We start from the raw sequence: 11,648 nt of genomic DNA, 5'->3' as shown, positions 1-11,648 counted from the left end.
GATGATTCTGCTCCGTCGCCTGCTGGGTGACGTGCTGCGTCGGCAGCGCCAACGCCAGGGCCGTACTCTGCGCGAAGTCTCCTCGTCCGCCCGAGTCTCACTCGGCTATCTCTCCGAGGTGGAGCGGGGGCAGAAGGAGGCTTCCTCCGAGCTGCTCGCCGCCATCTGCGACGCGCTGGACGTACGGATGTCGGAACTCATGCGGGAAGTGAGCGACGAGCTGGCGCTCGCCGAACTGGCCCAGTCCGCCGCGGCCACCGAGCCCGTGCCCACGCCGGTCCGACCGATGCTGGGTTCCGTGTCGGTGACCGGTGTGCCACCGGAACGGGTGACCATCAAGGCACCCGCGGAGGCGGTGGACGTGGTCGCCGCGTGACACACGCCCGCGCGGCCTAGCAACCCGATACGGCTGAAGCCACGGCCGGCTCTCCAGGGAGACCTGGACGAGTCGGCCGTGGCTTTTTGCCGTCTTTTGCCGCCCACCGAGGTTTCCGCACCCTCCCTCCCGCTGTGCGCCCGTTTGCCGGTATCGCGTGGTGCGGTCATCGTGGGAGGACGTGACGGAGCCGAAACACCGGAGGAAGCGGATGTACGTCGTGAAGAGCCCGTTGGCGGACGCGGATCTGAAGACCGTGGCGGAGGCCCTGCAGGGCGCCCTGGTCGACCTGGTGGACCTCGCCCTGGTCGCCAAGCAGATCCACTGGAACATCGTCGGCCCCCGCTTCCGTTCCATACACCTCCAGCTCGACGAGGTCGTCGACTCCGCCCGCACCCACTCGGACACGGTGGCCGAGCGGGCTTCCGCGCTGGGCGTACCGCCCGACGGGCGCGCCGCCACAGTGGCCTCCGGCAGCGGCATCAAGACCACTCCGGCGGGGTGGATCAAGGACACGGACGCGGTCGGGGCGATGGTGGACGCGCTCGGCTCGGTGATCACCCGCATGAGGGAGCGGGTGGAGGCGACCGGGGAGCCGGACGCTGTGTCCCAGGACCTCCTGATCGCGATCACCGCCGACCTGGAGAAGCACCACTGGATGTTCCAGGCGGAGAACGCCTAGCCGTCGCGGCCGGCGGCCAGGGGCGGTCGTCACCTGCGATGCCGGGTGGACCGGGTGTTGCATCGGTGAGCCCGTGGTGCGCCTCCCGCGCGGGGCGGGCGACGGTCTAGCGTCCGGCTGGAGGTGGTGGCGGGCATGGTGGGACGGACAGTGCGCCGGACGCTCGCGCTCGGAGCCGGGGCGGTGTGGTGGTGGGCCGTGCTCAGGCTCGCCGAGGGCGAGGGCCCGGGCGTGGTGGAGGCGGCCGTCGTGACCGGCGGGTGGGGGCTGAGCCTGCTGCCCGTGCACTGCGTGCCCAAGGGACGCGCGAGCGGGGCCGCCCCGACGGGGCGCCGGCCGGCCGCCCGGCGGGGCGGGGACGTCACCAGGGCATCGCCACGCCCCCGTTCGGGCGAAGTATCTGACCCGTCGTGAAGGCCGAGGCGTCCGAGGCGAGATACAGCACCGCGTGCGCGACGTCGTCCGGTTCGCCGACCCGGCCGAGCGGGGTCAGCCGGGTCATCGCGGCCTCGGTGTGCGCCTGCGCCGCCCGGTCGTGACGTTCGGTCATGGGGGTGCGGATCCAGCCCGGTGCGACCGCGTTGACCCGGATGCCGTGCGGGCCGACCTCGGTGGCCAGCGTCTTCGTCAGCTGCACCACGGCCGCCTTCGCCGCGCCGTAGCAGAGCAGTCCGGCGCCGCCGGTGTCGACCGCGCCCGAGGCCATGGTGACGATGCTGCCGCGGGTGCCCTGGGCGAGCATCAGCCGGGCCGCCTCCTGGCAGGCGTACAGCACTCCCTTGAAGTTGACGTTCAGCACCCGGTCGAGATCCTCGTCCCGGGTCTCCAGCACCGGGCTGCTGTGCATGATCCCGGCGATCGCCGCCAGTACGTCCAGCCGCTCGCAGGAGCGGACCGCCTCGCCGAGCCGGTCCCGGTCGGTGACGTCGAGGACGTGGACCCGGGCCGTGCCGCCGCGCTCCTCGACCAGCGCGGCCGTGCCGTCCAGGCCGTCCGCGTCCCGGTCCGCACAGTGCACCGCCGCCCCCGCCTCGGCGAGCAGGACGGCGCAGGCCCGCCCGATCCCGCCGGCGGCTCCGGTCACGAAGGCGGTGCGTCCGCTGAGGTCGTACGCGGTGAGGGCCATGCCAGCGACGGTACGAGCATTTCTGACGGGTCGTCAATTAGTGGGCTGGCTTGCTTCCCTTGAGGGCTCGCTTCCGGCACAGGAGCGCTTCCGGCGCAGGGGCGCTTCTGTCCCGGCGGGTGAAGGGTGGTCAGCCCGGCCGGTGAGGGTGTGACAACGCAGGCACGGTCTTGCTTCGGGCCGGGGCTGGATGGTCAGCCGGTGCGGCGGGGGTACTTGTCGCGCCAGCGCTGGGGTGAGCCCGGTGCGGGAGCGGGGCCCGACTGGCAGGTGGGGCACCAGTAGGTGGGGCGCTCCTGGGTGCCGTCACCCTGGTCGGCCACCCGGACGGGGGTGTGGCAGCGCAGGCACGGGCGGGGCGCGCGGCCGTACACGAACAGGTCGTAGCGGTGCAGGCCGGTGGTCTGCCGGACCGGGCGGTCCCGGTTGGCCTCCAGGAGCCGCTTGGCCAGACCGGGCAGCTTCTCCGCGCGGTCCGGGGGAAGCGCGCCGGCCGGCAGCCACGGCGTCACGCCGAGCAGGAAGCACAGCTCGCTCTTGTAGATGTTGCCGATGCCGGCCAGATTGCGCTGGTCCAGCAGGGCCTCGCCCAGTTCGCGGTCGGGGTCCGCCAGGACGTTGGCCAGCGCGCGCCCGGGGTTCCAGTCCGGGCCGAGCAGATCGGGTCCCAGGTGGCCGACGACCCGCTCCTCCTCGGCCGTGCGCATCAGCTCCAGGACCTGGAGGCGGTAGCCGACGGCCGTGCGGTCGACGGTGCTGAGCACCGCCCGGATCTGGTGAGCCGGCCCGCCCCGCCAGCGCTCACCCGTGCCGTACACCTTCCAGCTGCCCTCCATGCGCAGATGCGTGTGCAGGGTCAGACCGCCCTCGAACCGGGTGAGCAGGTGCTTGCCGCGCGGGATCGTGTTCAGCACCCGGCGGCCGGCGAGGTCGACCGTCGCGTACTTCGGCACGCGGAAGTCGCTGCGGGTCAGCGGCTTGCCTGCGAGGGCCTCGTGCAGCCGCCGCGCGGCCTGCCAGACCGTGTCACCTTCGGGCATGCGTCAAGGGTGCCACGATCGGGGGAGGCGGGACGCTGGGGCCGGGCGGTGAGCGTTCGGGGGCCGGTCATGGTGCCGGGCGGCGGGGCCGGTCATGCTCTCAGGCGCAGACCGCGCGGTGTCGCCACGAACCCCGCCGCCTCCAGGAGGGCGCCTGTGGGCGAGGTCAGGGCCTGGGCGCCGTTGATCCGCTCGACCGTGACCGTGCCGAGCGAGCCCGCGCGGGCCGCCGCGGCCAGCGCCTCGGCCGCCATCCGCAGGCGGGCGTCGTCCGCCGCCACGGTGTCCGGTGCGGCGGGCCAGGCCAGCAGCGTCTTGCCGCCGCGCTCCATGTACAGCGTCAGCTCGCCCTCCACCAGGACGACCAGCGAACCCGCCTTCCGGCCGGGCTTGTGCCCGGCTCCGGTCGGCGGCTCCGGCCAGGGCAGCGCGGAGCCGTAGGCGTTCGCGGGGTCGGCCGCGGCGAGGACGACGGCACGGGGGTCGGGTGCGGGGGCGCCGCCCGCGCGGCCGCTGCCGTAGCCGCGGTGCGGCGCCTGGCCGTAGGGAGCCGTGCTGTAGGGGGCGGAGGAGCCGTACGGGGCGGGCGAGCTGTGGCGGGTGGATCCGCCGCCGCGCGGGCCGCCGTAGCCGGGGGAGGCGAAGGGGTCGGCGAGGTCGCGGGAGCCGTCGGCGGTGGGTCCGTCCTCCGGCGGCCAGGTGAAGTCGCCGTCCAGGCCGGGGTGGGCGAAACCGCCGTCGGCCGCGTCGTGGGCGCCCGGGGACGCGTGGCCGTGCGGGGGGCCGGTCATGACGTCGAACGGGTTGGGGAAGCCCGGCTCGGCGAAGCCGTCGGCGGCGGCCGGGGTGCCGAAGCCGTTCCTGCCGACCGGGCTCGGCAGGCCCTCGGCGCGCTCGCGGGCGTTCGCCACCGCGCGGAGGCGGTCCACCGCGCCGTCCATCGCGAACTGGGCCGCGCCCAGCCCCTCGACCACGTAACCGCGCCGGGCCTGGCCGCTCTCCTCGAAGACCGACAGCACCCGGTACACCGCCGAGAAGCCGCCCTCGACGCCCTCCGCGGCCACCGCGCCCCGGGTGACCACGCCGTGCCGGTCCAGGAGCGTGCGGGCCAGCGCGTGTGCGCGCACGGTGGTGTCCGGCTCGGCCGCCGGCAACAGCGACCAGCGGCCGGCCACGGTCGGCGGACCGGTACGGGAGGCGGTGCGCGCGGCGGCCGTCAGGGAGCCGTAGCGCCCGCGCGGGACGGCTCGCCTGGCGCGGTGCGCGGTCGAGCCCGCCGTACGGCCCGAGCCCAGCAGGGCGCGCATCGGCGCCAGCGTGTCGTTGGTGAGCCGGCCCGACCAGGCCAGGTCCCAGAGCGAGTCGGCCAGCTGGGGGTCGGTGACGTCGGGGTGCGTGGTGGAGCGGACCTGGTCGGCGATCTGACGGAAGAACAGGCCGTAGCCACCCGACAGGGTGTCGAGGACGGACTGGTGGAGCGCGGTCAGCTCCAGCGGGTGGGGCGCCGGGAGCAACAGCGGTGCCGCGTCCGCCAGATAGAGGGAGACCCAGCCGTCCTTGCCGGGCAGGGCGCCCGCGCCGGCCCACACCACCTCACCGGCGGCGGTCAGTTCGTCGAGCATCGCGGGCGTGTAGTTCGCGACGCGGGAGGGCAGGACCAGCTTCTCCAGCGCGGAGGCCGGCACGGAGGCACCCTGCAACTGCTCGACGGCGCGCACCAGTCCGTCGACGCCCCGCAGACCGTGGCCTCTGCCGATGTGCTGCCACTGGGGCAGGAACTGCGCGAGGGCGGCGGGCGGTACGGGCTCCAGTTCATGCCGCAGGGCCGCCAGGGAGCGGCGGCGCAGGCGGCGCAGTACGGCCGCGTCGCACCACTCCTGGCCGATGCCCGCCGGGTGGAACTCACCCTGTACGACCCGGCCGGCCGCGGCCAGCCGTTGCAGGGCGCCCTCGGTGACCGCCACGCCCAGACCGAACCGGGCCGCCGCGGTGGCCGAGGTGAACGGGCCGTGCGTACGGGCGTACCGCGCGAGGAGGTCGCCCAGCGGGTCCTTGACCGGCTCGGTGAACGCCTCGGGGACACCGACCGGCAGCGCCGTGCCGAGCGCGTCGCGCAGCCGGCCCGCGTCCTCGACGGCCGCCCAGTGGTCGATGCCCGCGATCCGCACCTTGATGGCCCGGCGGGCCCCGGCCAGCTCCCGCGCCCACTGCGGATCCGCGCCCCGCGCGACCAGCTCGGCGTCGGTCAGCGGGCCGAGCAGCCGGAGCACGTCGGCGACGCCCTCCACGTCCTTGATCCGGCGGTCCTCGGTGAGCCACTGCAGCTCGCGCTCCAGCTCGGTCAGCACCTCGGCGTCGAGCAGCTCGCGCAGCTCCGCCTGGCCCAGCAGCTCGGCCAGCAGCCGCGAGTCCAGGGACAGCGCGGCGGCGCGCCGCTCGGCCAGCGGGGAGTCGCCCTCGTACAGGAACTGGGCGACGTACCCGAAGAGCAGGGAGCGGGCGAACGGGGACGGCTCCGGGGTGGTGACCTCCACCAGGCGCACCTTGCGGGACTCGATGTCCCCCATCAGCTCGACCAGGCCGGGGACGTCGAAGACGTCCTGGAGGCATTCGCGGACCGCCTCCAGGACGATCGGGAACGAGCCGAACTCGCTCGCCACCTGGAGCAGCTGGGCCGCCCGCTGGCGCTGCTGCCACAGCGGGGTGCGCTTGCCGGGGTTGCGGCGCGGCAGCAGCAGCGCGCGGGCGGCGCACTCACGGAACCGGGAGGCGAACAGCGCCGAGCCGCCGACCTGGTCGGTGACGATCTGGTCGACCTCGCCCTTGTCGAAGGCGACGTCGGCCGCGCCGACCGGGGCCTGCTCGCTGTCGAACGCCGTGTCGAGGGGGGTGCCGGCCTTCACCGGCTCCTGGTCGAGCAGGTCCAGGCCCATCAGATCGGCGTCGGGCAGGCGCAGCACGATGCCGTCGTCGGCGTGCATGACCTGCGCGTCCATGCCGTACCGCTCGGAGAGCCGGGCGCCGAGGGCGAGTGCCCAGGGCGCGTGGACCTGGGCACCGAAGGGGGAGTGGACGACGACCCGCCAGTCGCCCAACTCGTCGCGGAAACGCTCGACGACGATCGTGCGGTCGTCCGGGACATGACCGCAGGCCTCCCGCTGCTCGTCCAGGTACGACAGCACGTTGTCCGCCGCCCAGGCGTCCAGGCCCGCCGCCAGCAGCCTGAGCCGCGCGTCGTCCCGGGACAGGGAGCCGACCTCGCGCAGGAAGGCGCCCACCGCGCGGCCCAGCTCCAGCGGCCGGCCCAGCTGGTCGCCCTTCCAGAACGGCAGCCGGCCCGGCACGCCCGGCGCGGGCGAGACCAGGACGCGGTCGCGCGTGATGTCCTCGATCCGCCAGGAACTCGTGCCCAGCGTGAAGACGTCCCCGACGCGGGACTCGTACACCATCTCCTCGTCGAGCTCGCCGACCCGGCCGCCGCCCTTCTTGGGGTCGGAACCGGCGAGGAAGACGCCGAACAGGCCGCGGTCCGGGATGGTGCCGCCGGAGGTGACGGCCAGGCGCTGGGCGCCGGGGCGGCCGGTGACCGTGCCGGCCACGCGGTCCCACACCACGCGCGGGCGCAGCTCCGCGAACGCGTCCGACGGGTAACGGCCCGCGAGCATGTCCAGGACCGCCGTGAACGCCGACTCCGGCAGCGAGGCGAACGGGGCTGCGCGGCGGACCACGGCGAGCAGGTCGTCGAACTGCCAGGTGTCCAGCGCCGTCATGGCGACCAGCTGCTGCGCGAGCACGTCCAGCGGGTTCGCGGGGACCTTCAGGGACTCGATGGCGCCCGAGCGCATCCGCTCGGTGACCACCGCCGCCTGGACCAGGTCGCCCCGGTACTTCGGGAAGACGACACCGGTGGAGACGGCGCCGACCTGGTGCCCCGCGCGGCCCACGCGCTGCAGGCCCGAGGCCACCGAGGGCGGGGACTCGACCTGGACGACGAGATCCACGGCACCCATGTCGATGCCGAGCTCCAGGCTGGAGGTGGCGACCACCGCGGGCAGCCGGCCGGCCTTCAGGTCCTCCTCGACCAGGGCGCGCTGCTCCTTGGAGACCGAGCCGTGGTGCGCGCGGGCGATCACGGGGGGTGCGCCCGCGGCCGCGCCGGAGCCGCCCATCAACTGGGCGGGGGAGTGGTGCTCGTCCAGCGTCTCGCCGGTCGCGCGTTCGTACGCGATCTCGTTGAGCCGGTTGCACAGCCGCTCCGCCAGGCGGCGGGAGTTGGCGAAGACGATCGTGGACCGGTGGGCCTGGACCAGGTCGGCGATCCGCTCCTCCACATGCGGCCAGATCGACGGCCGCTCCCCGCCCTCGGCCGCGTCGGCCGCCGGGGAGCCGCCCAGCTCGCCCATGTCCTCGACCGGGACGACCACGGAGAGGTCGAACTCCTTGCCGGACTCCGGCTGGACGATCTCCACCTTGCGGCGCGGGGACAGATACCGGGCCACCTCGTCCACCGGGCGGACGGTCGCCGACAGGCCGATCCGGCGGGCGGGCTTCGGCAGCAGCTCGTCCAGCCGCTCCAGGGAGAGGGCGAGGTGCGCGCCGCGCTTGGTGCCCGCGACCGCGTGCACCTCGTCCAGGATCACCGTCTCCACGCCCGTGAGCGCGTCGCGCGTGGCCGACGTCAGCATCAGGAACAGCGACTCGGGGGTGGTGATCAGGATGTCCGGCGGGCGGGTGGACAGGGCGCGGCGCTCCGCGGCCGGGGTGTCGCCGGACCGGATGCCGACCTTCACCTCCGGCTCGGGCAGGCCCAGGCGCACCGACTCCTGCCGGATACCGGTCAGCGGACTGCGCAGGTTGCGCTCGACGTCGACCGCCAGGGCCTTCAGCGGCGACACGTACAGCACCCGGCAGCGCTTCTTCGGGTCGGCCGGGGGCGGGGTCGAGGCCAGCTGGTCCAGGGCGGCGAGGAACGCGGCCAGCGTCTTGCCCGAGCCGGTCGGGGCGACCACCAGCACGTCCGACCCCTCCCGGATGGCCTGCCACGCGCCCGCCTGGGCCGCGGTGGGCGCGGAGAAGGCCCCCGTGAACCAGCCGCGGGTCGCGGGGGAGAAGCCGTCGAGGGCTCGGTGTGCGGAGCTGACCATGCGTCCATCCTGCACCCGCCCACTGACAATCGGCCTGACCTGCGCAAACGGCGGGGTCGGGCAGGGCCGTGTGCTGGGGGTGCGGCGGGTCGGGCAGGGCCTGTGCCGCCGACGCGGAGTCGGTGCGGCGGTGGGCGGGGCGGACAATGGAGCGTATGGCGGGTTCAGGGGAGCGGGCGCGGCACTGGCGGTACACGGATCTGCCCGGGGTCGACCTCCTACGGGCCCGGTACATCCGCAAGACCTTCATCCGCCACACCCACGAGAACTTCGTGATCGCGGCCATAGCGGACGGTGTCGAGGTCTTCCACCACCACGGCTCCGACGTCTCCGCCGGCGCGGGAGCGCTCGCCCTGATCAACCCGGACACCCCGCACACCGGCCGGGCCGGCGTGCCGGAGGGCTGGCGGTACGGCGCTCTCTACCCGTCACCCGACGTGGTCGCCGCGATCGCCGCCGAGACCACCACCCTGCGGGGCGCGCCCGGCTTCGTCACCCCCGTCCTCGACGACCCCTACACCGCCCGTCTGGTCCACCAGGTGCTGCGCGCCGCCGACGAGGGCAACGCGCTGGCCGCCGACACGCTCCTGCGGGTCGCCGTGACGAGGCTGCTGCGGCTGAACGGCGGCCCGCTGCCCCAGCGTCGGCCTCGGGCGGCGGGCGCCCGGATCGCCGCACGCGCGCGTGCGGTGCTGGAGGAGCGGATGGCGCAGCCGCCGCCCCTGGAACGGCTGGCCATGGATCTCGGGGCCAGTCCGTTCGCCCTGCTGCGGGCGTTCCGCGACGCCTACGGCATGCCGCCGCACACCTGGCTGACCGACGCCCGCGTGCGCCGCGCCCGGCGGCTGCTGGACGCGGGGGCGACCCCCGCCGAGGCGGCCGTCGCCGTCGGCTTCACCGACCAGCCCCACCTCAACCGGCACTTCACCCGGATCGTCGGCGTGCCCCCGGGCGCGTACCAGCGCGAGCGGAGGAGCGGGCGCGAGCGCACGAGCCAAGGTGAGCGCACGAGCCGGCGCGAGCGCAAGAACGTACAAGACGCGAGGTGACGGCCGCCCGTACCGTCCGGGGCGTGACACAGCACATAGCTCTCAGGGACCAGACCGCCGAAGGAGCGGACAAGCCGGACCTGGCCGTCGTACGGGACGCCCTCGGCGTCGGCGTCGCCGTGGGCCTGTCCGGGTTCGCCTTCGGGGTGACCTCGGCCGGCAGCGGACTCGGCCTGCTCCAGACCTGCGCACTCAGCCTCCTGGTGTTCACCGGCGCCTCCCAGTTCGCGCTGGTCGGAGCGCTCGCCGCCGGGGGCAGTCCGTTCACGGCCGCCGCCGGCGCCTTCTTCCTCGGCGTGCGCAACGCCTTCTACGGGCTGCGGCTGTCGCAGTTGCTCGCCCTCCCGCGCGCGGTGCGGCCGTTCGCCGCCCAGTGGGTGATCGACGAGACCACCGCGGTGACGCTGGCACAGCCGACCCGGCGGGCCGCGCGGCTCGGCTTCACCGTCACCGGCCTCAGCCTGTACGCGCTGTGGAACCTCACCACGCTGCTCGGTGGCCTCGGCGCCAGGGCGATCGGCGACACGCGCGCGTGGGGCCTGGACGCGGCGGGACCCGCGGTGTTCCTGGCGCTGCTCGCCCCGATGCTGAAGACGGCCACCGAGCGCGCGGTCGCGGGCCTCGCCGTCCTGCTCGGCCTCGGACTGCTGCCCGTGCTGCCGGCGGGCGTGCCGGTGCTGGTGGCGGCGCTGGCGGCCCCCCTCGCGCTCCTCGCGGAGGGCCGGCGCGGCGACCGTACCCGACAGGACGCACACGACGGCGCGGAGGAGGACCGGTGAACGTCTGGATCGCGATCGGCGTGACCGCCCTCGGCTGTTACGCCGTCAAGCTCGCCGGCCTGCTGGTGCCGGCGCACACCGTCGAGCGGCCGTACGTGCGGCGGCTCGCGGCCCTGCTGCCGGTCGCCCTGCTCGCCGCGCTCACCGCGCAGCAGACGTTCGCCGACGGGCACGCGCTGGTGCTGGACGCGCGGGCCGCGGGGCTCGGTGCGGCTGCCGTGGCCCTGGTGCTGCGCGCGCCGTTCCTGCTGGTCGTCGCGGCGGCCGTGGTGGTGACGGCGGGGGTACGGGCCCTCGGCGGGTGACGGAAGGCGGGCCCTCGCAGCGTGAGGCGGGCCCTCGGCGTGCGAGGCGGGCCGTCGGCGGATGCGGCGGCCGCGGCCGGTCAGGCGGGCCGCCCGGCGGCCCGCCGACGGTGCGGGCCCGGCCCGCGACCGAGGGCCGGCTCAGCCCACGAAGCGGCCGTGGGCCCGCAGGGTGCGCAGGGCCTCGATCGTCACCATCGGACGTGCCTCCAGCGCCGGGGCCGGGGCCCACCGGCGCCACCGGACCGGCCAGCCGCCGTCCTCCTGCTGCTCGGCGGCCAAGTGGTCCAGCGACCGTGCCATCTCGTCGTCGGTGAACCACGCGCGCGCGAGCGAGTCCGGACCACGGGCGAAGTCGTGCGGGAAGTGGTGCTCGCCCGGGGCGTAGCCGGAGGCGACCGGGAACGCGTCGAGCCGGTCCGGGTCCAGCACCGCGAGCCGCTGCTCCCGCACCAGGCGGCCCAGCCGGTCGGCGGCGGCCTCCGCGCGCGTGCGGTCGGGAACGGAGTCCAGGAAGGTCACGGCGGCCTGGACCTCGTAGGGGTGCGTCTTGTCCAGGGACTCCACCGCCTGCCAGCAGAAGTCGGTGGCCCGGAACAGCCAGGCGTGCCAGACCTCGTTGCGGTGCAGCAGCCCGACCACCGGTCCGGTGGCCAGCAGCTCGCTGGGAGGGTCGTCCACGACCGGGACGAAGGGCGCCGTCGGATACCCGCGCTGGCTCGGGTGGATCACGGGCAGGGCGCCGTCCGGGGCGGAGACGGAGGTCAGATAGCGGCACACGCGCTCCACGCGCTGCCCGCCGCAGTGCCCGATGGCGTCCAGGACGCGCAGCGCGTGCGCGGTGTGCAGGGGCTGGCTGACCGGACCGCGCAGATCGGGCTCCAGGGCGTGTCCGTACCCGCCGTCGTCGTTGCGGTAGGCGTCCAGTGCCGCTTCCACCGCCTCGGGGCTGCCGTGCAGGAAGTGGTACGCGAAGAGATGCTGCTCCAGCACGCGCGCGGTGAGCCACACGAACTGTTCGGCGCGGAAGAGCGGGGAGCGCGCCGGGGGCGTGGAGGGGAGTGGGGAAGCTCCGGTTTCGGCCATGCGTCAGACCGTAGGACGGAAAGCGGTCTCGCAGACGCTCCCGGGCAGGGCCCACCCCCCG

9 protein-coding genes are annotated in these 11,648 nt (G+C 74.9%); 5 read left to right on the top strand and 4 right to left on the bottom strand.

The features are described from left to right. The first annotated feature begins 1 nt into the window (after position 1). Together IEZ20_RS32205 and IEZ20_RS32200 are read left to right on the top strand one after the other, a co-directional pair. Complete coding sequence (locus IEZ20_RS32205; protein ID WP_053666341.1) at positions 2 to 376, top strand: helix-turn-helix domain-containing protein; 375 nt, start codon at positions 2 to 4, stop codon at positions 374 to 376. A gap of 211 nt (positions 377 to 587) precedes the next feature. Continuing rightward, entirely contained in the window at positions 588 to 1,058 is a 471-nt protein-coding gene (locus tag IEZ20_RS32200; protein WP_189305233.1) for a Dps family protein, read from the top strand. Between the two features lie 361 nt (positions 1,059 to 1,419). Here IEZ20_RS32200 and IEZ20_RS32195 read toward each other — a convergent pair whose 3' ends face one another. The 3 genes from IEZ20_RS32195 to IEZ20_RS32185 form a co-directional block, all read right to left on the bottom strand. After that, on the bottom strand, positions 1,420 to 2,184 hold the full coding sequence (locus IEZ20_RS32195; protein ID WP_189305231.1) for an SDR family NAD(P)-dependent oxidoreductase: 765 nt from the start codon (positions 2,182 to 2,184) through the stop codon (positions 1,420 to 1,422). Between the two features lie 194 nt (positions 2,185 to 2,378). Next, a complete protein-coding gene (locus IEZ20_RS32190; RefSeq protein ID WP_189305230.1) occupies positions 2,379 to 3,224 on the bottom strand; it encodes an Fpg/Nei family DNA glycosylase in 846 nt (281 codons plus the stop codon). A gap of 92 nt (positions 3,225 to 3,316) precedes the next feature. After that, entirely contained in the window at positions 3,317 to 8,368 is a 5,052-nt protein-coding gene (locus tag IEZ20_RS32185; RefSeq protein WP_189305229.1) for an ATP-dependent helicase, read from the bottom strand. Positions 8,369 to 8,523: 155 nt separating this feature from the next. On the opposite strand from IEZ20_RS32185, the gene IEZ20_RS32180 reads away from it, so the two are divergent. The 3 genes from IEZ20_RS32180 to IEZ20_RS32170 are packed head-to-tail and all read left to right on the top strand — an operon-like array spanning position 8,524 to position 10,501. After that, the gene (locus IEZ20_RS32180) at positions 8,524 to 9,417 is read left to right on the top strand and encodes an AraC family transcriptional regulator (protein ID WP_189305228.1); all 894 of its coding nucleotides are present in this window, start codon (positions 8,524 to 8,526) and stop codon (positions 9,415 to 9,417) included. A 23-nt stretch (positions 9,418 to 9,440) separates the two neighbouring features. Then, complete coding sequence (locus IEZ20_RS32175; protein ID WP_189305227.1) at positions 9,441 to 10,196, top strand: AzlC family ABC transporter permease; 756 nt, start codon at positions 9,441 to 9,443, stop codon at positions 10,194 to 10,196. Further along, on the top strand, positions 10,193 to 10,501 hold the full coding sequence (locus IEZ20_RS32170) for an AzlD domain-containing protein (RefSeq protein WP_189305226.1): 309 nt from the start codon (positions 10,193 to 10,195) through the stop codon (positions 10,499 to 10,501). Before IEZ20_RS32175 ends, IEZ20_RS32170 begins: the two co-directional genes overlap by 4 nt. 141 nt (positions 10,502 to 10,642) lie before the next feature. On the opposite strand, the gene IEZ20_RS32165 is transcribed toward IEZ20_RS32170, so the two are convergent. After that, positions 10,643 to 11,587, bottom strand: a complete 945-nt coding sequence (locus IEZ20_RS32165) for a hypothetical protein (protein WP_189305225.1) — start codon at positions 11,585 to 11,587, stop codon at positions 10,643 to 10,645. Positions 11,588 to 11,648: the final 61 nt, after the last annotated feature.

The sequence above is a fragment of the Streptomyces cinerochromogenes genome, from assembly GCF_014648635.1.
Classification (GTDB): Bacteria; Actinomycetota; Actinomycetes; order Streptomycetales; family Streptomycetaceae; genus Streptomyces; species Streptomyces cinerochromogenes.
Note: the sequence above shows the minus strand (reverse complement) of the source record. Positions and strands in the feature narration are given on the sequence as shown.